Annotated in this window: 23 protein-coding genes; 17 read left to right on the top strand and 6 right to left on the bottom strand. The window is 59.1% G+C overall.

Features of this window, described 5'->3' with window-relative positions:
* Positions 1–38 precede the first annotated feature (38 nt).
* Together M2433_RS03500 and M2433_RS03495 are read right to left on the bottom strand one after the other, a co-directional pair.
* On the bottom strand, positions 39–653 hold the full coding sequence (locus M2433_RS03500) for an FMN-dependent NADH-azoreductase (RefSeq protein WP_059311389.1): 615 nt from the start codon (positions 651–653) through the stop codon (positions 39–41).
* A complete protein-coding gene (locus M2433_RS03495; RefSeq protein ID WP_429052887.1) occupies positions 650–1414 on the bottom strand; it encodes an alpha/beta fold hydrolase in 765 nt (254 codons plus the stop codon). Before M2433_RS03495 ends, M2433_RS03500 begins: the two co-directional genes overlap by 4 nt.
* Before the next feature lie 121 nt (positions 1415–1535).
* Between M2433_RS03495 and M2433_RS03490 the strand changes: the two genes are divergently transcribed.
* A complete protein-coding gene (locus tag M2433_RS03490; RefSeq protein WP_429052885.1) occupies positions 1536–2522 on the top strand; it encodes a GlxA family transcriptional regulator in 987 nt (328 codons plus the stop codon).
* A 9-nt stretch (positions 2523–2531) separates the two neighbouring features.
* Here M2433_RS03490 and M2433_RS03485 read toward each other — a convergent pair whose 3' ends face one another.
* The 3 genes from M2433_RS03485 to paaZ all read right to left on the bottom strand — a co-directional run bounded on the left by M2433_RS03485 (position 2532) and on the right by paaZ (position 8675).
* Positions 2532–3638, bottom strand: coding sequence for a GGDEF domain-containing protein (locus M2433_RS03485; protein ID WP_429052883.1), 1107 nt, complete (start codon positions 3636–3638; stop codon positions 2532–2534).
* Positions 3639–3756: 118 nt separating this feature from the next.
* Complete coding sequence (gene tynA, locus M2433_RS03480) at positions 3757–6030, bottom strand: primary-amine oxidase (RefSeq protein WP_429052881.1); 2274 nt, start codon at positions 6028–6030, stop codon at positions 3757–3759.
* A 602-nt stretch (positions 6031–6632) separates the two neighbouring features.
* Entirely contained in the window at positions 6633–8675 is a 2043-nt protein-coding gene (paaZ, locus tag M2433_RS03475) for a phenylacetic acid degradation bifunctional protein PaaZ (RefSeq protein WP_429052879.1), read from the bottom strand.
* A 284-nt stretch (positions 8676–8959) separates the two neighbouring features.
* Between paaZ and paaA the strand changes: the two genes are divergently transcribed.
* The 13 genes from paaA (at position 8960) to paaY (ending at position 20124) form a co-directional block, all read left to right on the top strand.
* Positions 8960–9889, top strand: coding sequence for a 1,2-phenylacetyl-CoA epoxidase subunit PaaA (gene paaA, locus M2433_RS03470; protein WP_264438765.1), 930 nt, complete (start codon positions 8960–8962; stop codon positions 9887–9889).
* Positions 9890–9902: 13 nt separating this feature from the next.
* On the top strand, positions 9903–10190 hold the full coding sequence (paaB, locus tag M2433_RS03465) for a 1,2-phenylacetyl-CoA epoxidase subunit PaaB (RefSeq protein WP_003857353.1): 288 nt from the start codon (positions 9903–9905) through the stop codon (positions 10188–10190).
* Between the two features lie 8 nt (positions 10191–10198).
* Positions 10199–10945: a 1,2-phenylacetyl-CoA epoxidase subunit PaaC gene (gene paaC / locus M2433_RS03460; RefSeq protein ID WP_429052875.1), complete on the top strand. Its 747-nt coding sequence runs from the start codon at positions 10199–10201 to the stop codon at positions 10943–10945.
* 11 nt (positions 10946–10956) lie between these two features.
* Positions 10957–11454 carry a 1,2-phenylacetyl-CoA epoxidase subunit PaaD gene (paaD, locus tag M2433_RS03455; protein WP_063431474.1) on the top strand — a complete coding sequence of 166 codons (498 nt, stop codon included), beginning with the start codon at positions 10957–10959 and terminating at the stop codon, positions 11452–11454.
* Positions 11455–11461: 7 nt separating this feature from the next.
* A complete protein-coding gene (paaE, locus tag M2433_RS03450) occupies positions 11462–12532 on the top strand; it encodes a 1,2-phenylacetyl-CoA epoxidase subunit PaaE (protein WP_429052873.1) in 1071 nt (356 codons plus the stop codon).
* Positions 12529–13296, top strand: coding sequence for a 2,3-dehydroadipyl-CoA hydratase PaaF (gene paaF, locus M2433_RS03445; RefSeq protein WP_429052871.1), 768 nt, complete (start codon positions 12529–12531; stop codon positions 13294–13296). Before paaE ends, paaF begins: the two co-directional genes overlap by 4 nt.
* Positions 13296–14084: a 2-(1,2-epoxy-1,2-dihydrophenyl)acetyl-CoA isomerase PaaG gene (gene paaG / locus M2433_RS03440; RefSeq protein ID WP_429053106.1), complete on the top strand. Its 789-nt coding sequence runs from the start codon at positions 13296–13298 to the stop codon at positions 14082–14084. Before paaF ends, paaG begins: the two co-directional genes overlap by 1 nt.
* A 1-nt stretch (position 14085) precedes the next feature.
* Positions 14086–15510, top strand: a complete 1425-nt coding sequence (paaH, locus tag M2433_RS03435; RefSeq protein ID WP_429052869.1) for a 3-hydroxyacyl-CoA dehydrogenase PaaH — start codon at positions 14086–14088, stop codon at positions 15508–15510.
* Complete coding sequence (gene paaI / locus M2433_RS03430) at positions 15500–15928, top strand: hydroxyphenylacetyl-CoA thioesterase PaaI (protein WP_429052867.1); 429 nt, start codon at positions 15500–15502, stop codon at positions 15926–15928. The genes paaH and paaI overlap by 11 nt, the downstream gene beginning before the upstream one ends.
* Positions 15921–17126, top strand: a complete 1206-nt coding sequence (gene pcaF / locus M2433_RS03425) for a 3-oxoadipyl-CoA thiolase (protein ID WP_429052865.1) — start codon at positions 15921–15923, stop codon at positions 17124–17126. Before paaI ends, pcaF begins: the two co-directional genes overlap by 8 nt.
* A gap of 27 nt (positions 17127–17153) precedes the next feature.
* Positions 17154–18470, top strand: coding sequence for a phenylacetate--CoA ligase PaaK (paaK, locus tag M2433_RS03420; protein WP_047348647.1), 1317 nt, complete (start codon positions 17154–17156; stop codon positions 18468–18470).
* A gap of 112 nt (positions 18471–18582) precedes the next feature.
* A complete protein-coding gene (paaX, locus tag M2433_RS03415) occupies positions 18583–19518 on the top strand; it encodes a phenylacetic acid degradation operon negative regulatory protein PaaX (RefSeq protein ID WP_025757961.1) in 936 nt (311 codons plus the stop codon).
* A 9-nt stretch (positions 19519–19527) separates the two neighbouring features.
* Complete coding sequence (gene paaY / locus M2433_RS03410) at positions 19528–20124, top strand: phenylacetic acid degradation protein PaaY (protein WP_429052864.1); 597 nt, start codon at positions 19528–19530, stop codon at positions 20122–20124.
* Positions 20125–20165: 41 nt separating this feature from the next.
* On the opposite strand, the gene M2433_RS03405 is transcribed toward paaY, so the two are convergent.
* Positions 20166–20786, bottom strand: coding sequence for a LysE family translocator (locus M2433_RS03405; protein WP_429052862.1), 621 nt, complete (start codon positions 20784–20786; stop codon positions 20166–20168).
* 209 nt (positions 20787–20995) lie between these two features.
* On the opposite strand from M2433_RS03405, the gene M2433_RS03400 reads away from it, so the two are divergent.
* The 3 genes from M2433_RS03400 to M2433_RS03390 all read left to right on the top strand — a co-directional run bounded on the left by M2433_RS03400 (position 20996) and on the right by M2433_RS03390 (position 22325).
* On the top strand, positions 20996–21382 hold the full coding sequence (locus M2433_RS03400; RefSeq protein ID WP_429052860.1) for a hypothetical protein: 387 nt from the start codon (positions 20996–20998) through the stop codon (positions 21380–21382).
* A gap of 118 nt (positions 21383–21500) precedes the next feature.
* Positions 21501–21887: a hypothetical protein gene (locus M2433_RS03395; RefSeq protein ID WP_429052858.1), complete on the top strand. Its 387-nt coding sequence runs from the start codon at positions 21501–21503 to the stop codon at positions 21885–21887.
* Positions 21888–21974: 87 nt separating this feature from the next.
* A complete protein-coding gene (locus tag M2433_RS03390) occupies positions 21975–22325 on the top strand; it encodes a hypothetical protein (RefSeq protein WP_429052856.1) in 351 nt (116 codons plus the stop codon).
* The last annotated feature ends 88 nt before the right edge of the window (positions 22326–22413 follow it).

Genomic DNA, 22413 nt, shown 5'->3' with positions numbered 1-22413 from the left:
TGGCGGCTACGCTTACCCGGCATGCTTTCACCCGATGGCTATTTTAGCGAGGCGGCGATGGCGGACGGAATAGCGTCAAACGCCTGCGCAACGCCTTTAGCGCGGATCTCCTCACCGCGCGTCGCTCCTTCAGCCCGCACGAATTCCACGCTGTCGATGCCCAGAAAGCCAAAAAACTTCTGCAGGTATCGCTCCTGAAAATCCATGTCCGCGATTGGCGTACCGTGATAGATCCCCCCTCGGGTGGAGACGACAATAATCCTCTTGCCGGTCGCATGTCCCACCGGGCCCGTCGGGGTATAGCTGAAGGTTTTTCCCGGCTGGGCCAGTCGATCTAACCACGCTTTAAGCTGCGTTGAGACGGAGAAGTTATACATAGGCGCACCGATCACGATAATGTCGCTGTCGAGAAACTCGTTCACCAGTTCCCCGGACAGCCGGTGTTCGCGGACGTCTTCCGCCGTCGCGTCCGTGGCTATCCGCAGCGGCCGGAAGCCGGCGGCAACGGCGCCGGTCAGGTGGGCAACGGGCGTCTTAACGACGTCACGATAGACCACCTTGTCTGACGCGAGCTGGCGAACCACCTCTGCCGTCAGCTGACGTGAAAGTGAGAACTCGCCGTTAATGCTTGAATCTATATGCAGGATCTTCATTTTTTCATTTCCTTTACGTCGGGCTGGGTTGCTTGTTCGATAAGCTGGCTGACGGCATCCGGATGGGAAATCATCGACATATGGCTGCTCTTTATCCGCATGACGGTGGCGTGCATGGCACCGGCAAGCTGCTGCTGGACGCCGGGAGAGAAGGCGCGATCGTCTTCGGTCAGCAGATACCATGAGGGCTTTTCACGCCAGGCGGCGAGCTCAACCTTCTCGCTAAAGGCGCCTGCGGCGATAGGCTGCTGGGTAGCCGTAAGCACTTTTACGCGTTTTAGAGGCAGGTCGTTGGCCATCACGCGCTGATAAGCGACGGGATCGTCCAGCCAGATGAATCCCTGCTTATCCGGGCGCATGTCTGCCATCGGCGCGTTAAGTCGGGTCAGAAGAGCGGCGACCGATTCTCCGCTGTCGGGGGCAAGGGCGGAAAGGAAAACCAGCTTCTTCACCTTCGGGTTATTGCCCGCCTGGGCGATCGCCGCGCCGGCCCAGGAGTGCCCGACAAGGACGACATCCCCTTGCTGGCGATCGATGACGCGCTCCGTGGCGGCGACGTCATCCTTCAGCGAGGTCAGGGGGTTCTGCACCGCCGTGACGTGGTAGCCCCGGGACTGCAAGCGGCCGATTACCGCCTGCCAGACGGAACCATCGGTAAAGGCTCCGTGCACGAGGACGATGTTATTAATCCGCGCCTGCACTGGCTGCGACGCGGCCAGGCACAGCAAAGTGAGAAGAACGGGCAAGCGTGTCGGTTTCATAGGCGTGACGTAATTTTCTGAGTAACGGTGAAGCACAGTGTAACGAGAGGTGTAATGACGCTTGTAGTGTCCGAAATGACGGTTAACATACGAAATCAGACATTCTGCTCAGGCCTGAATCATGAAAATTGGCATTTTAGCGTTACCCGGCAGCATGAAGTCAGCCGTGGCTGGGCTCTGCGACATGTTCTGGCTGGCCAATGAGGTGATTGCCCAGCAGCCGGACGGCGAGGGTATGTCTGCTTTTGAAGCGGTCATCATCACGGCGGCGGGGACGCCGGTTCCGGACGCACAGGGCCGGCTGATTGACGCCGACGGGAGCTTTACCACCGGCGGAAACTTCGATCTCGTGATTGTCAGCGGGATGAAGCTTGACGAGCAAAAGCGCCCGGTCTCGCCGGCGGCGGTCCACGAGGCGGGAGAATGGCTGCGGGGCCAGCATAGCCAGGGTGCGATGCTGGCGGGAGCCTGTGCCGGCGGGCTGGTTCTCGCCGAGGCGGGGGTGCTAAATGGCCGGACATGCACTACGACCTGGTGGCTTTACCACACTTTTCGCCAGCGTTACCCGCTCAGCAAACCGGTCTGGGGTAAGGCGCTGGTGCAGGACGCGCGGATTATCACCTCCGGAGGTCCGCTCTCGTGGGTTGACCTGGCGCTGCACATCATACGTCTGCACGCGGGGCAGAAGCTGGCGCGTCTGACGGCCGATATGGCCGTGGCTGACAGCCAGCCGATATCTCAGCAGGTTTACGCGCCGGCTGGTTTTTTAAACTCAGTACACCCGATGATTATGAAAGCGGAGCACATCGTCCGGTATGAAAATCCGGCGATTACCGTGGAGCAGCTTGCGCGGGCGCTGAATATGACCACCCGCACCCTGCACCGAAAAATGGCGGAAGAGATGAATGAAAGCCCCAAAAACTTTTTGACGCGCATGCGTATTGAAAAGGCGATGCGGCTTCTGGAGCAGCCGGGGAACGTGATAGGGCAGATTGCCGAGGCTTGCGGTTACGCTGACGACACGGCATTCAGACGCGCATTCACCGGCGTGACGGGAATGTCGCCCGGGCAATACCGTAAGTGGATCGCCGAGCGGCATGTGGAATAGCCGCCGTTCTTACCGGCATACCCGATCCCGCCCGGCCTCTTTCGCCCGGTACAGCGCCGCGTCGGCGCGGGCGATGATTTCGGTGCCGGCTAACCCCTCCGCCATGCTCGCAATGCCCATACTGACGGTGACGTGGTCGCTGACGGTTGAGGCGCCGTGCGGTATAGACTCCGCGCGCAGGCCGTCCTGAATACGCAGGGCAACCTTTTCAGCGATGGCTTCAGGGCAATTAAACAGAATCACCAGAAACTCTTCCCCGCCGTAGCGAGAGACCACATCCTCAGGTGTACGCACCGACTGCTTCAGCACCCGCGCCACGCGCGTCAGACATTCGTCACCCGCCTGATGCCCGTAGGTATCGTTGTAGCGCTTGAAATAGTCGATATCCAGCATGATCACAGAGAAGGCTTTTTTCTGCTCAACGGCGTTTTCCAGCACCACTTCCATTTTCCGGCGGTTGGCGGTTTTGGTTAACGGGTCCTGATGCGCCAGCGCGTCCAGCCTGGAGATCAGCAGCTGATTTTGCTGGTTGCGCCGCCAGGCTTCGTCAAACCAGCTTAACAGGATGAAACGCCCGCAGATGAGGATCAGCGTAAAAACGCTCCAGATGACGACGAAGTGAAGATTGAGACCGTCATTGAGCCGCCAGCTGGCGACCGGCAGGGTGATCCAGAGCGGGAGCACAAAGGCGACTAACCCCTCAGGGTAAAAGTAGAGCGCCGTTAAGCCAGCGAGCAATAAAATGACGCACAGCGGCCAGACGTGAGGCAGCAGCAGCTGGGTTATAAACCAGAAGCAGGCTACCGACCAGATGGCGCTACAGATAAACAGCACCGCGCTGATGCCGGCAATGCGCCGCCAGGCCATCAGGACCAGCGCGGCAGAGAGGATAATAATCCCGAGCATTGAGGCATCGACCATTTTCGTCAGATGCGGTGTGGTCGGATAAAGGGGATCGCCGGCCTTAAGCAGGATATGTCGCAGCAGGATCATCACGGCGAAGCTAACGTTGACGAAAGCCAGCCACGGCAGGTTCATCGCCAGTCCATGCATGACCATGGCATGGCGCGTCGGCCAGGTTGCCCGTTCAGGCGTCGGTTTTTTTCTTTTTTCCATAAAGCCCTTTCCCGTCCGGGGGATAAATCATGCAGGTGAGATATCTGTAACTATAAGCAAGCCTGGACGAACCTCAATTGCAGAGGCAAAAAAAACCGGGCAATTGCCCGGTAGGTGGTTATTTATCGTCTTTTTTCTTCCCGAGCGTTGGCGTCTCGTCGAAGAAGTTCCACGGTTTAAGCAGGGTATGCACCCATTCCGTCGGCATGATCGGCCACTCTTCCGCGCGCGCCACGTGGGTGGTGCCGGTGGTCATCCAGACCACGTCATCCTGGTCGTTCAGCGACTCGTTATCCTTGCTGTACTGCCCCAGGCCCGTGTCGTGGATGGAGCGGTTAGGGAACTTACCTTCCGGGTAGAGTTCATCCGGGTGGTAGCGGGTCACCCACAGCTGTTTGTCCATAAAGCTCAGGCGATGGTAGATCCACTCGTCCGGGGCAAATTTCGCGCCGGTCGCTACCGGGTGCGTACCGCCCGCGTAAGGGATGATCTGGTACGAGACCGGGTTGCCCATGCGGTTCTCTTTGCGGGTGTTGCTCAGCAGGCGAATAGTGCCCGGGTCGAATTTCTGCGCCGCCTGCTGCTCGGTATCAATATCGTACTGATTGATCTGCATGGTGCTGGTGCGCGGCCCGCCGGCGGTATTCGGCTTCACTTCCGGGTCCATCGCCACCAGCTTGTTGTTGATGCCGTCCACGTCCATATCCAGGCGGAAGTTGTAGATGTGCTGGTGCGTAGTGCCCACGATGTTGTGGTCGATCAGCGTACCGTATTTAGTGTCGTCTTTGGCGGTGGCATCGTGCATGGTTTTCGCCTGCACGCCTTTCACCGCTTCGATACCCGTCGCGCCGGCGTCAATGCCGATGGTGCCGTTTTCATGGAACACCCAGTCGAAGATGTAATCGTAGTTGCCAACGGTACTCACCCAGCGCACCACCAGCTCGCGGCGCTCGGTGCTGACGTTAGGCTGGCCCATCTCCTGATGCTTGTACTCCGGCCCGGCGTAGCGTTCGAAAATGGCGATCGCGCGCGGGATCTCCATCGGCGCGCCGGTGTAATCCGGGATGGTTTCATTGAGCATCACGGCGTTAGACGGCACGTCTTTCCCGCGCACCAGCGGGGAGGTCAGGGTGCCCATGCCGTAGTCGCCGGAGTCGAGATAGGCTTTAAAGTACCAGCCGACGTCCGGATCGCCGTACGGGACGATCATCCCGCCTAAGGAGCCCTGATACATAATCTGGCGCTTTTTGCCGTTGTCGTTATAGGTCAAGGTCGAAATCATCGGGCCGACGCGGGAGTCGAGGCTCAGGTGGAAATCCCAGTTCTGCCAGTGGATCCTGTCGCCGGTTATGGTGTAGTTCTTGCCTTCCGGTTCAGTGATGTCGAGCGGCTTTTTCGGCGTCTCTACGCGGTCGCGGCCATCATAGGGGCGCGGAGTCATGGGCACCGGAATAACGGCGCCTTCTTCAATTTTCTGGATTTTCTTCTGCTCAAGATCCACCACGGCGACCAGGTTCTCAATCGGGTGCGCCCAGTAGTTGCCGTCGCCAACGTCGAGGTAGCTCACCACCTTCAGCAGGCGATCTTCCTGCTTCAGGCCGTCTTTACCGTCGAAATAGCCCACGGTCAGCGGCGTGGTAATCACTTTTTTCGGGTCGGTGATGCCGTGCTTTTTAAGCACCTCGGCAAACTCTGTGCTCTCGTTGATAATCTGCTGCACCGCGGTGAAATCATCCAGCAGCACCATGCCGTGCGCGTCTTTCACCGGTTCCCAGCGCAGGATTTTTTTATCCTTCAGATCCACCACGCTTTCGATAACGTGCTTTCCATCGAGCATCACGATCTTCGCCTGGCGGGGGGAATCCACAGGCGTACCGTTAAGCACAAAGTCCCACACTTTGGCTTTCTCTGGCTCGGCAAGGGCAATCTGGGTGAAGCGGGTATTCGGCTTAAAATCCGCTGAGGCTTTAACAATTTCAACGGCCTGCTTAATTTCGTCTGCCGTTAGCGCGTTTAACGGGTGAGGGCTTTTTTCGACCTGGAAGGTCTGGTCAAGGCCGGACTGGAAAACATCGTTGATGAAGCTGTCAGAGATAAAGGCCTTGTTGCCTTTCATGACCACCGGCACCTCAAGCTTGAGGGTTTTGCCGTTGACGATGGCGGTTTTCGCGCCCGGTTTGACCTTCACAAAGGCACCGTCTTTCGCAATGGTGAACATCTGTGCGTAATCATCCCACTGAACGTCCGCGCCGAAGTCCTGCAGCGTTTTGTCCATCGGGACCATATGCGCCTCGCTGCCGTGGGCGAAAACAGGGGATTGCCAGGCGCAACACAGCGCAACGGCCATGGCCAGCGCCGTTCTACGGGCAGAAAAAGAAGAATTGCTTCCCATCGTAGACCTCATCTTGTTGTGTTTATTGTGTTGTGACAGCCTTATCCTGACAGGCCCATGAGAAAAGCGTTTGCCTGCATCTGCCAGGTTATTTGTTGGTCTTGCCAGGTTAAAAAAAGAGCGGGGATACATCACATGCCAGGCCATTTCCTCTCCCCACAAATGATGTCAGCACAGACGACCCCCTCTCCCTTGAGGGAGAGGGCTGGGGTGAGGGGGAACATACGGCTCTGGTGGTCATTCCGTTCACTTTATGTACCTAGCTACTCTGTAACGGCATGGCCTGTGAACGTGCCAGGGTGGCTCAATCGCCACCACCCTGGCGACCCGGGCTCCCGGCGGTAAATCGCCGCTTCGCGGTACCCTCAGCTTATTCCTTCAGGCTATCGGGTCGGGCATGAGCCTGCATCCCTGCAGGCCACGCCCTCTCAGCGCATCCCTGCGCCTCGCCCCGGCCTTACGGAAACGCCTCGGCGATTTACAGCCGGACCAGGGCATCGCTGTAAGCCATTAATTTTCCTGAAGCAACATATATCGCTTTCGGTTAAAAAATTACTGGGATTCCTCTCCCATTGGGGAGAGGGTCAGGGTGAGGGGGAAACTTAGCTGAAATCACCCCGCTGGCGCGCTACCAGCGTCAGAATGGAGTAGAGCGCCACGGCCTGCTGGTGCTGGTTGAAGATCTCAACCGCCCATTCCACCACACCGGTTGGTTTTTCCTCCGCGGTGCGCTGTTTCTTCAGGGTTTTACGTTTGCAGGTCAGACGCACCTGAATGGTGTCGCCCGGCTTAACCGGCTCGATAAAGCGCAGGTTTTCCATGCCGTAGTTGGCAATCACCGGCCCGACGCCCGCGTCGACAAACAGTCCCGCCGCGGCGGAAATCAGGAAGTAGCCGTGCACCACGCGCTCGCCAAAGATCGACTCTGCCGCACCGATCTTGTCCATATGGGCGTAGAAGTGGTCGCCGCTCAGGCAGGCAAAGTTCACAATGTCTGCTTCCGTGAGGGTGCGGCGCGGCGTCAGCAGGCTGTCGCCCGGCTGTAGCTCTTCAAAGTATTTGCGGAACGGATGCACGCGATCTTCCTGCACCGTTGCGCCCCGCACCCACTGTTTGCCAATGGCGGCCAGCATCGTCGGGCTGCCCTGGATCGCGGTGCGCTGCAGGTAGTGCTTCACCGCGCGCAGGCCGCCCAGCTCTTCGCCGCCGCCCGCGCGGCCCGGACCGCCGTGGACCAGCTGCGGCAGCGGGGAGCCGTGGCCGGTAGACTCTTTTGACGATTCCTCGTTAAGGATCTGAATACGCCCGTGGGCGCGCGCCGCGCCGGCAACAAACCGGCGGGCAATCGCCGAATCGGCGGTGACCAGCGTACCCGCCAGGCTGCCGCCGCCCGCGCGGGCAAGCTGCACCGCGTGCTGTGCATTGCGATACGGCATCAGCGTCGCTACCGGGCCGAAAGCCTCCGTCGCGTGGACGGCGGGGGTTTCATCCGGCTGCGGGCAGAACAGAAGGGTTGGCGGGAAGAACGCGCCAGCGGCCTGCAAGTCCGCTTTGCCCCCCAGGCGGATCTGACAGCCAGCGGCGATCAGTTGCTCCACTTTCTCCTGCACGTCCGCGCGCTGTTCGGCGTTGACCAGCGCGCCCATCTTCACCCCTTCCTGCGCCGGGTCGCCCACCACCACCTTTTCCAGACGCGCAATCAGCGCCTGGCTCACGGCGTCAATCTGGCTTTGGGGGACGATAATCCGGCGGATAGCGGTACATTTCTGCCCGGCCTTGGCGGTCATCTCGCGCACCACTTCCCGGATGAACAGGGTAAACTCCGGCTGTTCCGGCGTGACGTCTTCACCCAGCACGCAGCAGTTCAGGGAGTCGGCCTCCATGGTGAACGGAATGGAATTCGCCACAATATTCGGGTGCACGCGCAGGCTTTGCCCGGTGCTGGCGGAGCCGGTAAAGGTCACCACGTCCTGGCTGTCGAGCTGGTCGAGCAGATCCCCCGCGCCGCCGCAGATCAGGCTGATGGCGCCGTCCGGCACCAGTCCGCTGTCGACGATGGATTTCACCATCGCCTGGGTCACCTGCGCGGTGGCGGTAGCGGGTTTGATAATGGCGGGCATGCCGGCAAGCCAGGTCGGGGCCAGCTTTTCCAGCATCCCCCAGCAGGGGAAATTAAAGGCGTTGATGTGCACCGCTACCCCGGATTTTGAGGTCAGGACGTGGCGCGCCGCAAAGCCGCCTTCTTTCGACAGCGGGATTAACTCGTCTTCCGGCCAGAGCGTGTCATCCGGCAGCTCGCGGCTACCGAGGCTGGCGTAAGTGAAGAGGGTGCCGATGCCGCCTTCAATATCGACCCAGCTGTCCGCTTTCGTCGCCCCGGTCTGGGCGGACAGGGCATAAAACGTCTCTTTCTCGCCAAGCAGGTGTTTTGCCACCGCCTTCAGCATGGCAGCACGTTCGATAAAGGTCATCTCGTGAAGCGCTTCACCGCCGCGCTCAATCGCATACCGGCGGGCGGCCGCCATGTCCAGCCCTTCGCTGGTCACGCTCCACAGCGCTTCGCCACTGATGGCGTGATGAATAGTGCGTTCGCGGCCCCGGCCAGACTGCCAGGTACCGGACACGAAGCTGGCTAACTGCTGCATCGCTTATCTCCAAATGTTACGTGATTTCACTATTAATAGTTTGATCGCGAATCATAAAAATCAAGCTGAGTTTTAATGAATTGTTAACATTGTGATCCGGCGTGCTGAATCACCTCACCTGAAGGCGCTGACTGTAGGGCCTGAAGTAAAAGCCTTGCGAGCAGCATCACAAAACCAGGAAACAATTCTTGGGGTTATATTTAACCTTTGTGTAACTTTTAAAAAACAAAGTGATTCAACATTACGCTTTAATTTGCAAACTAACGAATCATAAAGGTGATGACGTGACGCAAGAACAACGGTTTGAGCAGCGCATAGCGCAGGAGACGGCGATTGAGCCTCAGGACTGGATGCCCGACGCCTACCGCAAGACGTTGATCCGCCAGATTGGCCAGCATGCGCACTCCGAAATTGTCGGCATGCTGCCGGAAGGGAACTGGATCGCCCGCGCCCCGACGCTGCGCCGCAAGGCGATCCTGCTGGCGAAAGTGCAGGATGAAGCCGGGCACGGGCTCTACCTCTACAGCGCGGCGGAAACGCTGGGCTGCGCGCGGGAAGACATCTACCAGAAGATGCTCGACGGCAGGATGAAATACTCCTCCATCTTCAACTATCCGACCCTGAGCTGGGCCGACATCGGCGTGATCGGCTGGCTGGTGGACGGTGCCGCCATCGTCAACCAGGTGGCGCTGTGCCGGACCTCCTACGGTCCGTATGCCCGGGCGATGGTGAAAATCTGTAAAGAAGAGAGCTTCCACCAGCGCCAGGGCTTTGAGGCCTGCATGGCACTGGCGCAGGGGAGCGAGGCCCAGCGCCAGATGCTCCAGGACGCGATCAACCGCTTCTGGTGGCCGGCGCTGATGATGTTCGGGCCAAACGACGACAACTCGCCGAACAGCGCCCGCAGCCTGGCGTGGAAAATCAAGCGCTTCGGCAACGACGAGCTGCGCCAGCGCTTTGTCGACAACACGGTGCCGCAGGTGGAGATGCTGGGCATGACGGTGCCCGATCCCGACCTGCGCTTCGATGACGAGAGCGGCCACTACCGCTTCGGCGAGATCGACTGGCAGGAGTTTGAAGAGGTCATTAACGGGCGCGGCATCTGCAACCACGAACGCCTGGCCGCCAAGCGTAAAGCCTGGGAAGAGGGCGCGTGGGTGCGGGAAGCCGCGCTGGCGCACGCCGAAAAACAGCGCGCCCGTCAGGCCGCATAAAGAGGAAATAACCATGAGCAATGTCTACTGGCCGCTGTACGAAGTGTTCGTACGCAGCAAACAGGGGTTATCCCACCGTCACGTGGGCAGTCTGCATGCCGCCGACGACCGCATGGCGCTGGAAAATGCGCGCGATGCCTACACCCGGCGCAGCGAAGGGTGCTCTATCTGGGTGGTTAAGGCGAGCGAGATTGTCGCGTCCCAGCCGGAAGAGAGCGGCGAGTTTTTCGACCCGGCGGAAAGCAAGGTCTATCGACATCCGACGTTCTACACCATCCCTGACGGCATCGAGCACATGTGAGGCAAAGAATGAATTCAGTGACTGCCTATGCCCTGCGTCTGGGCGATAACGGTCTGGTGCTCTCCCAGCGTCTGGGCGCCTGGTGCGGCCACGCGCCGGAGCTGGAAATCGACCTCGCGCTCGCCAATATCGGTCTCGATCTGCTGGGCCAGGCGCGCAACTTCCTGACCTATGCCGCAGAGCGGGAAGGCCAGGGCGACGAAGACACGCTGGCGTTTGGTCGCGACGAGCGCCAGTTCCACAACGTGCTGCTGGTGGAGCAGCCGAACGGCAGCTTCGCCGACACGATTGCCCGCCAGTACCTGATGGATGCCTGGAACGTGGCGCTGTACGAACGGCTGACCCAAAGCCGCGACAGCCAGCTTGCCGCCATCTCCGCCAAGGCGATTAAAGAGGCGCGCTACCACCTGCGCTTTAGCCGGGGCTGGCTGGTGCGGCTGGGCGATGCCACCAAAACCTCCGCGCAAAAAATGCAGCAGGCCATCGACAGCCTGTGGCGTTTTACGGCGGAGCTGTTTGAGGCGGATGACGTTGAGCTGGAATTGATTGACGCCGGCGTAGCGGTTGACCCGCGCCTCCTCCGCCAGCCGTGGGAAAGTGAAGTCTTTGCCGGTCTGAATGAAGCCTGCCTGCAGGTGCCCGAAGAGGTGGCGTACCGCACCGGGGGCAAGCAGGGGCTCCATACCGAACATCTGGGTCCGATGCTGGCGGAAATGCAGTATCTCCAGCGCGCGTACCCCGGCCAGCAGTGGTAAAGGAGAACGCTATGCAACGCCTCGTCGACATCGCGCCTGCGCAAATTCCTGAGATCTGGTCGCTGTTAAGCCAGATCCCGGACCCGGAAGTGCCTGTATTAACCATCACCGATTTAGGCATGGTGCGCAGCGTGAAGGCGCAGGGTGAAGGCTGGGTTATCGGCTTCACGCCTACCTACTCGGGCTGTCCGGCAACGGAACACCTGCTGGGGGCGATCCGCGACGCGATGACCGCGCACGGCTTTACCCCGGTGCACATTGTGCTCCAGCTTGAACCCGCCTGGACCACCGACTGGATGACCGCCGACGCGCGCGAGCGCCTGCGGGCCTACGGCATCAGCCCGCCCGTGGGGCATAGCTGCCACGCGCACGCCCCGGCCGAGGTGAGCTGCCCGCGCTGCGCCAGCACCGACACCTCGCTTATCAGTGAATTTGGTTCGACGGCCTGCAAAGCGCTCTACCGCTGCAACACCTGCCGTGAGCCCTTCGACTATTTCAAATGTATTTGAGGCTGCCATGACAACGTTTCATTCATTAACAGTGGCAAAAGTGGAACCGGAAACCCGCGACGCGGTGACCATCACGTTCGCGGTGCCGCAGGCGCTGCAGGACGCCTACCGCTTTCGTCCCGGCCAGCACCTGACCCTGAAAACGAAGCTGGGCGAGGACGAGCTGCGCCGCTGCTACTCCATCTGTCGGAGTACCGCCCCGGGCGAGATCAGCGTGGCGGTCAAAGCCATCGACGGCGGGCGGTTCTCCCGCTATGCCCGGGATGAGATCAAAGCGGGCATGGCGCTTGAGGTCATGGTTCCCCAGGGGCAGTTTGGCTACCAGCCGCGGGCAGAGCGCGAGGGGCACTATCTGGCGATTGCGGCAGGCTCCGGGATCACCCCGATGCTGGCGATTATCTCCGCAACGCTTGCGACCGAACCGAAGAGCCATTTCACCCTCATCTACGGCAACCGCAGCAGCCAGAGCATGATGTTCCGCCAGGCGCTGGCGGACCTGAAGGACAAATACCCGCAGCGGCTGCAGCTGGTCTCCATCTTCAGCCAGGAGCGGCTGGACAGCGACCTGCTTTACGGCCGCATCGACGGGGAAAAGCTGCAGGCGCTGGCGAAAACCCTGATCAACTTCCGCCAGTACGACGAGGCGTTTATCTGCGGTCCCTCGGCGATGATGGACGACGCCGAAGCCGCGCTGAAAGCGCTGGGGATGCCGGACAAAGCGATTCACCTTGAGCGCTTTAACACCCCGGGAACCACCGCTAAACGCGCGGTGCACGTCCAGGCGGAAGGGCAGAAAGTGACCGTGCGCCAGGACGGACGCGACCGTGAAATCACCCTGACGGCGGACGATGAAAGTATTCTCGATGCCGCCCTGCGCCAGGGCGCGGATCTGCCGTATGCCTGCAAGGGCGGCGTATGCGCCACCTGTAAATGCAAAGTGCTGCGCGGGAAGGTGGACATGGCGACCAACTACAGCCTGGAGCCGGACGAGCTGGCCGCCGGATACGTGCTGAGCTGCCAGTCGCTGCCGTTAACCGCCGACGTGATTGTCGACTTCGACGCGAAGGGGATGGCATGAGCGAACTGATTGCTACCCGTCATGGCCGTGTGCTCCAGCTGACTCTCAACCGTCCGGTGGCGCGCAACGCCCTCAACAATGCGCTGCTGACGCAGCTTGCTGAGCAGCTTGAGGCCGCTGCTTTGGATGCCGACGTCGCCGTCTGCGTGATTTACGGCAGCGCGCGCTGCTTTGCCGCCGGGGCCGATCTCAGTGAAATGGCAGAGAAAGACCTGCCTGCCACCCTGAACGATATTCGACCGCAGCTGTGGGCGCGAATCAACGCGTTTCCTAAACCGCTGATCGCCGCCGTAAACGGCTTCGCGCTGGGCGCGGGCTGCGAGCTGGCGCTGCTGTGCGACGTGGTTATCGCCGGCGACAACGCCCGCTTTGGCCTGCCGGAAATCACGCTCGGCATTATGCCCGGCGCGGGCGGCACCCAGCGTCTTATCCGCAGCGTTGGTAAATCCCTTGCCAGCAAAATGGTGCTGACCGGCGAGAGTATCTGTGCAGAGCAGGCGCTGAGCGCCGGGCTGGTCAGCGACGTTTTCCCGGCAGCGCTGACGCTGGAGTATGCCCTGAAGCAGGCGGCACGGATGGCGCGCCACTCGCCGCTGGCGCTGCAGGCGGCGAAACAGGCGCTGCGCCAGTCTCAGGAGGTGCCGCTGCAGGCCGGGCTGGCGCAGGAGCGCCAGCTTTTTACGCTGCTATCCGCTACCGAAGATCGCCGGGAAGGCATCGACGCCTTCTTACAAAAACGCACTCCCGACTTTAAAGGACGCTAATTGTGGAATTTATTCTCAGTCAAGTAGAACAGGGCGTCATGACGATCACCCTGAACCGCCCGGAGCGTCTGAACAGCTTCAATGACGTGATGCACCAGCAGCTTGCCGAATGCCTGAAGCAGGCCGAGCGGGATGACACCGTTCGCTGCCTGCTGATCACCGGCGCCGGGCGCGGCTTCTGTGCCGGTCAGGATCTGAACGACCGCAACGTCGACCCCAACGGCCCGGCGCCGGACCTCGGCATGTCCGTCGAGACCTTTTACAACCCGCTGGTTCGCCGCCTGGCAAAGCTGCCTAAACCGGTCATCTGCGCGGTCAACGGCGTGGCGGCGGGCGCCGGTGCCACGCTGGCGCTCGGGTGCGACATGGTGATTGCCGCGCGCTCCGCTAACTTTGTGATGGCCTTCAGCAAGCTCGGCTTAGTCCCGGACTGCGGCGGCACCTGGCTGCTGCCGCGCGTGGCCGGACGCGCCCGCGCCATGGGGCTGGCGCTGCTCGGCGACAAGCTCAGCGCCGAACAGGCGCAGGCGTGGGGGATGATCTGGCAGGTGGTGGATGACGACCAGCTCTCCGCTACCGCGCAGCAGATGGCGCTGCATTTTGCCTCTCAGCCGACCTTCGGGCTGGGGCTGATCAAGCAGGCCATCAATGCCGCAGAAACCAACACCCTCGACGCTCAGCTCGATCTCGAGCGCGACTATCAGCGCATGGCCGGGCGCAGCGACGACTACCGCGAGGGCGTCAGCGCCTTCCTGGCGAAGCGTGCGCCGCACTTTACGGGGAAATAAGATGCTGAACATACGGACTGTCGCCGTGATTGGCAGCGGCACGATGGGCGCCGGGATTGCCGAAGTGGCGGCCAGCCACGGCCATCAGGTTCTGCTCTACGACATTTCTACCGATGCGATTTCGCGCGCCATCGACGGGATCCGCCAGCGTCTGGCCTCCCGGGTGACGCGGGGAAAACTCTCCGCCGATGCCGGCAGCCAGATCCTTGCCAGGCTGCTTCCAGCCGCGGATATCAACGCGCTCTCAGCGGCCGATCTGGTGATTGAAGCGGCCGCCGAGCGGCTGGACGTCAAAAAGGCGCTGTTCGCGCAGCTGGCTGAAATCTGCCCGCCGCAGACGGTGCTGACCAGCAACACGTCCTCCATTTCTATTACCGCGATAGCGGCGGACGTGCACCATCCGGAGCGCGTCGCGGGGCTGCACTTCTTTAACCCAGCGCCGGTGATGAAGCTGGTGGAAGTGGTGAGCGGGCTGGCAACCTCACCGGAAGTGGCCGACGCGCTGTGCGAGCTGGCGCTGAACTGGGGAAAACAGCCGGTTCGCTGCCAGTCCACGCCGGGGTTCATCGTCAACCGCGTCGCGCGTCCGTTCTATTCCGAAGCCTGGCGCGCGCTGGAAGAGCAGGTGGCCGCGCCGGAGGTCATTGACGCCGCCCTGCGCGAAGGCGGCGGGTTCCCGATGGGGCCGCTGGAGCTGACCGACATGATTGGCCAGGACGTTAACTTTGCGGTGACCTGCTCGGTATTTAACGCCTTCTGGCAGGAGCGTCGTTTTCTACCCTCGCTGGTGCAGCAGGAGCTGGTGCTGGCGGGACGGCTGGGCAAAAAGAGCGGGAAGGGCGTTTACGACTGGCAGGGTGACAAACCCGCCGTGCAGTGGATCAAGGCGGTGAATGAGAGCTACAGCCCGATGCGGGTGGAGAAAAGACGTGACGGTGTCACCGAAATTGATGACGTGTTTCTGGTTGAAACGCAGGGGGAAACCGCTCAGGCGCTGGCGCTGCGGCTCAACGGTCCGGTGGTGGTGGTCGACCGCATTGAACGCGATGTGGCGGTGATTGCCGCGGCCGCCAGTAACCCGCATACCGCGACGCAAAAAGCCATCCGCTACCTGCAGCAGCAGGGTAACCGGGTGGTGCAAATTGCCGATTATCCCGGCCTGCTGATCTGGCGCACGGTGGCGATGATTGCCAACGAAGCGCTGGATGCCCTGCAAAAAGGGGTCGCCAGCGAGAAGGATATAGATACCGCCATGCGCCTCGGCGTGAACTACCCGAGCGGCCCGATTGCCTGGGGCGAGCGTCTGGGCTGGCAGCATCTGCTGACCCTGCTGGAGAACCTGCAGCGCCATTACGGCGAAGAGCGCTATCGCCCCTGTTCACTGCTGCGCCAGCGTGCGCTTCTGGAGAGTAGCTATGAGTCTTAACGCCTGGCATAACGCCCGCGCGATGTACGAACGGGACGCCTGCGCGCAGGCGATGGGGATGGACATTGTCGAGATGGACGACGGCTACGCGGTGGTGACCATGACCATCACCCCGCAGATGCTTAACGGCCACAAAACCTGCCACGGCGGGCAGCTGTTTTCGCTGGCAGACACCGCCTTTGCCTACGCCTGCAACAGCCAGGGGCTGGCGGCGGTGGCCTCGGGCTGCTCGATTGATTTTCTGCGTCCGGGCTTTGCCGGTGACACGCTTACCGCCACCGCGCGGGTGAAGCATCAGGGCAAGCTGACCGGCGTGTACGACATTGAAATCCAGAACCAACAACAGAAAACCGTCGCCCTTTTTCGCGGGAAATCTCACCGCATCGGCGGCAGCGTGACAGGAGAGGCAAATGCGTGACGCATTTATTTGTGATGGCGTTCGAACGCCGGTGGGGCGCTACGGCGGCGCGCTTTCTGCGGTAAGAACCGACGATCTCGGCGCAGTGCCGCTGCGCGCGCTGCTGGCCCGCTATCCGCAGCTCGACCTCGAGCGGATTGATGACGTGATTTACGGCTGCGCCAACCAGGCGGGGGAAGATAACCGCAACGTGGCGCGCATGTCGGCGCTGCTGGCAGGTCTGCCGCAGACGGTCTCCGGAACCACCATTAACCGCCTGTGCGGGTCCGGGCTGGACGCGATTGGTTTTGCGGCGCGCACCATTAAGGCGGGCGACGGCGACCTGCTGATAGCGGGCGGCGTGGAGTCGATGTCCCGCGCGCCGTTTGTGATGGGCAAAGCCACCGCCGCGTTTCAGCGTCAGGCGGAAGTCTTTGATACCACCATCGGCTGGCGATTTGTGAATCCGCTCATGCATCAGCAATTCGGAACTGACAGTATGCCGGAAACGGCAGAGAATGTAGCTGAATTGTTAAATATCAGCCGTGCCGATCAGGACGCGTTCGCGCTGCGCAGCCAGCAGCGTACCGCTCGGGCTCAGCAGAACGGCATTCTGGCGCAGGAGATTGTGCCGGTGCAGGTGCCGGGTAAAAAGGGCGCGGTCACAGAGTTCAGCGTGGATGAACATCCGCGCGCGGACACCACGCTCGAGCAGCTTGCCGGGCTGAAAACGCCGTTTCGCAAGAACGGGGTGGTCACGGCGGGAAATGCCTCCGGGGTTAACGACGGCGCGGCGGCGCTGCTCATCGCCAGCGAGAAGATGGCGCTGGCGCAGGGGGTAGTCCCGCGCACGCGGATCGTGGCGATGGCAACGGCAGGCGTGGAGCCACGTCTGATGGGGCTCGGCCCGGTACCCGCCACCCGCAAGGTACTGGAGCGCGCCGGGCTCAGTATTAACGATATGGACGTGATTGAGCTTAACGAAGCGTTCGCCTCGCAGGCGCTGGGCGTGCTGCGTCAGCTGGGCCTGCCGGATGATGCCGCGCACGTCAACCCGAACGGCGGCGCGATTGCGCTGGGCCACCCGCTGGGGATGAGTGGCGCCAGGCTGGCGCTGGCCGCGAGTAATGAACTGCACCGACGCGGCGGGCGCTACGCGCTGTGTACGATGTGCATCGGTGTGGGTCAGGGCATTGCCATGATCCTTGAGCGTGTTTGAGCATAAAAACAATGTGAGTACCCTACAATGACAAATACAACAAAGCTTGATCCGATTGAAACGGCCTCCCTTGACGAGCTACAGGCGCTGCAAACCGAGCGTCTGAAATGGACGCTGCACCACGCCTATAACAACGTGCCGATGTACAAACGTAAGTTTGACGCAGCGGGCGTTCACCCTGACGATTTCAAAGAGCTGGCGGATATCCGTAAATTCCCGTGCACCACCAAGCAGGACCTGCGGGATAACTATCCGTTCGATACCTTTGCCGTGCCGATGGAGCAGGTGGTGCGCATTCACGCCTCATCCGGCACCACCGGCAAACCGACCGTCGTGGGCTACACGCAAAACGACATCGACAACTGGGCCAACCTGGTGGCCCGCTCCCTGCGCGCCGCGGGCGGCAGCGCGAAGGACAAAATTCACGTGGCGTATGGCTATGGCCTGTTTACCGGCGGGCTGGGGGCGCACTACGGCGCCGAGCGTTTAGGCGCGACGGTGATCCCGATGTCCGGTGGCCAGACGGAGAAACAGGCGCAGCTGATCCGTGATTTCCAGCCGGACATGATCATGGTGACGCCATCCTACTGCCTTAACCTGATTGAAGAGCTGGAGCGCCAGATGGGCGGTGATGCCAGCGGCTGTTCCCTGCGCGTGGGCGTCTTCGGCGCCGAGCCGTGGACGCAGGCCATGCGCCGCGAGATTGAAAAACGCTTAGGCATTACGGCGCTGGACATTTATGGCCTCTCCGAGGTGATGGGGCCGGGCGTGGCGATGGAGTGTATCGAAACCGTCGACGGCCCGACCATCTGGGAAGATCACTTCTACCCGGAGATCGTCAACCCGAACGACGGCACGCCGCTGGATGACGGTCAGCAGGGGGAGCTGCTGTTCACCACGCTGACCAAAGAGGCGCTGCCGGTGATCCGCTACCGCACCCGCGACCTGACGCGTCTGCTGCCGGCCACCGCGCGCAGCATGCGCCGCATGGACCGCATCAGCGGCCGCAGTGACGATATGCTGATCATCCGCGGCGTCAACGTCTTCCCGTCGCAGCTGGAAGAGGAGATCGTGAAGTTCGAACACCTTTCTCCGCACTACCAGCTGGAGGTGAACCGTCGCGGCCATCTTGATTCACTTTCGGTTAAGGTGGAGCTGAAAGAGAGCAGCCTGACGCTGACGCACGAGCAGCGCTGTCAGGTGTGCCACCAGCTGCGTCACCGCATTAAGTCGATGGTCGGGATTTCCACCGACGTGACGATCGTCAACTGCGGCAGCATTCCGCGCTCGGAGGGGAAAGCCTGCCGGGTGTTTGATCTGCGTAAAGTGGCGGCCAACGGTTGAAACACCTTACCCCTCATCCTAACCTTCTCCTCTCCCCTTTGGGGAGGGTCAGGGTGAGGGTCGATCCCAAAATCGTATGCTATGATTCATCCAGGACAAAAATTACAACAGAATGAATCACATGAATAAACTCGACGCCTTTATCCAGCACGCGGTCAGCTCTGTTCCCGTCAGCGGGACATCGCTTATCTCCTCGTTATACGGTGACGCGCTTTCCCATCGCGGCGGTGAGATTTGGCTCGGCAGCCTGGCGGCCCTGCTGGAAGGCATGGGGTTTGGTGAACGCTTCGTGCGTACCGCGCTGTTTCGCCTCAACAAAGAGGGTTGGCTGGACGTCTCGCGCATCGGGCGGCGCAGCTTTTACCGCCTGAGCGATAAAGGGCTGCGCCTGACGCGTCGCGCGGAGAATAAGATCTACCGCGCGGAACTGCCCGCCTGGGACGGAAAATGGTTACTGCTGCTCTCCGAGGGGCTGGATAAAAACACCCTTGCCGACGTCAAAAAACAGCTTATCTGGCAGGGGTTTGGCACGCTGGCCCCGAGCCTGATGGCCTCGCCGTCGCAGCATCTGGCGGACGTGCAGTCTCTGCTTCACGATGCCGGCGTGGCGGAAAATGTGATTTTCTTTGAAGCCCACTCGCCGCTGGCGCTCTCCCGCGCCGCGCTGCGCTCCCGGGTAGAGGAGTGCTGGCAGCTGACCGAGCAAAACGCGATGTACGAGACGTTTATCAGCTCGTTCCGCCCGCTGCTGCCGCTGCTGAAGGAGGCCGCGCCGGAGGAGCTGACGCCGGAACGCTGCTTCCAGATCCAGCTGTTACTGATTCACTTTTATCGTCGCGTAGTGCTGAAAGACCCGCTGCTGCCGGAAGAGTTACTGCCTGCGCACTGGGCGGGACAAAGCGCCCGACAGCTCTGCATCAATATTTATCAGCGTGTGGCACCGGGGGCGCTGGCGTTTGTCAGCGAGAAGGGCGAAACCTCCGTAGGCGAACTGCCCGTGCCCGGCACGCTCTACTATCAACGCTTTGGTGGTCTTACGAGCGCATAAGGAGTGAAGATGCCTGTTTATCAAATTGACTGTCTGACGCCGGTGGTGCCGGACGAGAGCTATGTTCACCCAACGGCGGTGTTGATTGGCGACGTGATTCTGGGCAAAGGCGTGTATGTCGGCCCGAACGCTAGCCTGCGCGGCGACTTTGGTCGTATCGTGGTGAAAGACGGTGCGAACATTCAGGATAACTGCGTGATGCACGGTTTCCCGGAGCAGGACACGGTGGTGGAAGAGGACGGGCATATCGGCCACAGCGCCATTCTCCACGGCTGCGTGATCCGCCGCAACGCGCTGGTGGGCATGAACGCGGTGGTGATGGACGGGGCCGTCATCGGTGAAAACAGCATCGTCGGCGCGGCGGCGTTCGTGAAGGCGAAAGCGGAAATGCCCGCCAACCATTTGATTATCGGCAGCCCGGCCAAAGCGATTCGCGAATTGAGCGAGCAGGAGCTCGCCTGGAAACAGCAGGGCACGCGGGAGTATCAGGTGCTGGTGGAACGCTGCAAGCTGACGATGCATCAGGTGGAGCCGCTGCGTGAGGTCGAGGCCGATCGCAAACGGCTGACGTTTGACGAGAATTTGCGGCCGAAGTCGGCGGTGTAGGGGGAAAGGTCCGCTTCGCGGGTGAAGCGGACGTAGTGAGCCTATCTCGAACCCAGAGCAAGTTTAGCCGCGAAGCATAAAAACAAACCTCCTGTCACTCTGTCCATAGCGGTGACAACGCGCCTTTTTTTCAAAATCGCCGACGCAAAATGCGTGGATAAGATGAGCGTGGCTGACCACATCGTCCCGATTGTTACATGGATGCTGACGAGGAAAAACGTCCAGAGAAAAGGGGAATGTCCGGCAGGTATAAACTGAGGCAAAAAAGAGACATAGAAAATACCCATTTTGGGATTAAGCACATTCCCAAGCATCCCTATGATAAACCAGTTTCCTTGAGAAGCGGCATTGCTATCGCTGTGACTGAAGGACGACCGGGGGCGTATCAGCAGCTGGAAGCCCAGCCAGCTTAGGTAGGCGGCACCACAAACTTTCAGCACCGTGTAAGCCAGTTCTGAAACCGCCAGCAGAGCACCCAGACCCAGCGCAACCAGGGCTCCCCATATAAAACAGCCAGTATCAATGCCAAGTGCAGCCTGAAACGCTTTTTTGCCCCCTTCAGCACAGGCTGTTCGAAGAATGAGAGCCGTGTCCAGGCCTGGGGTGAGGGTGAGCAAGAGTGCAGCGAAGGAGAAAGCGAGAAGTGAATCGGTAACAGACATTTTTCTTTACCCGAAAGAGCGGATATTACTCACTTACTTTGCCTTAGGCAATCCGTTGCAGAAATTTAACCGCTGGTTGAAGTAGGGTGGTGATTTCTTAACCAGTCTGACGTTGCAACGCTTTATTGATGTCAAGGAATGCGACACAGAGCCGATAATAAAATAGGTGTTAAACGTAATTTATGAAAATATAAAAAGGGATGATTCGGATGAAAAAATTTTTACTTCTTGTTCCTCTGATATTTGCTGCGCCAGCAGAAGCTTCTGAAGTCACGGTTGGTCAGATTTGCAAGGCTGCTTCAGCGGCAATGTTTGGCCGCGACCATAAGATCATGCAGCTGGATAAGGTTGAATCCGGTATTGCTTATGTACATTACATCAGGCAAAACGATGGTACCCGTTGGGCCATCAAATGCAAACTCATTGGCGATCAGGTTATGTGGGCTTCAGATAATCCTGAGAGTACCGGTCGCTGGAGGGATGATCCAGCGGACAGTACGGTAAGATATTCTATCGAGGGTAAAAAAGTTATTATCACAGAGATTTATAGCGATGGATCCAGTGTCTCTAATTCTTATCCATTGAAACAATTATAGAATTCTAAAACAAGTGAGAGGGAGCGGTTTAAAAGAGGAGCAGCCTCACTGTATTGAATATCCCTCTCTGAATAATGACCTACTGATACGTCAAACTTCAAGATTAGGAGAACTTAATATGACCTATATGCATGTAATGCAGCCATGCAAAAATGAAGGGTGTGGTATTGCCGTAATGGCTCGTTTACTGCAAAAGAGTTATGAGGAAACGTTAACAATTGCGATGGGAAATGGTTTCTGTGATATATATAAGCGTGTCAATCTTGCGCAAATGAGAAGATTTTTGCTGTATGTTGGGTTAGAGAACGTTTCGTTTAGAAAACACGCTGGGACTAGCGAACCGACATGTGATGGTATATTTCATGGCCGCTGGGATAATGTTAAAAATGGAGCGCGCCACTGGATTGCTTGCCACGACGGTGTGTATTTCGATCCTTTATTGCCTCATCCCGTACCACATTTACCAGAGCGGTTTCATGTGACGCAAATTTTTAATCATCCTTGAATTTACAAGCCCATTAAGAGACTATAATTGATAAAATTAAGATTTCTAAGGATTTATATGTCATTGTTTTCTGAATGCTAAGCGGCGTTGAGTGGCGATTATGAAATTATCGAAGGAGAAAGGCTTTGCGTTGCGATAGATACTTTTCATCGCTATCCCTTTCATAACGAAGGGCTATTGTGGTCGCAAATGGATTTTACTGATTTTGAACTCGTGGATGAAAGGTTGTATGAACTGGCATTTGGCTATGAAGATGTTTATGTATTAGCGGATAATGCATATGTTCCTGTATTTAAATGTAATTTTAGATTAATCCTAGATAACATCTATGATGTGATGGCGCTTTTACCAAAGTTATTTATATTCAACAATAAAATAATGATGCAACCATTGTTTCCTCATGATGCAATTCGTATCGGCTGCATGCGTGAAGAATAAATAAAATTTCATGTTATATTTTACAGTACAGTCAAAATTTTTTTGGCGATACGATAATTTTTGTATCCAAATCCTGGATTTGGACAGA

Source organism: Enterobacter sp. AC1 (assembly GCF_050434705.1).
In the GTDB taxonomy this organism is placed as follows: Bacteria; Pseudomonadota; Gammaproteobacteria; order Enterobacterales; family Enterobacteriaceae; genus Enterobacter; species Enterobacter cloacae_L.
Note: the sequence above shows the minus strand (reverse complement) of the source record. Positions and strands in the feature narration are given on the sequence as shown.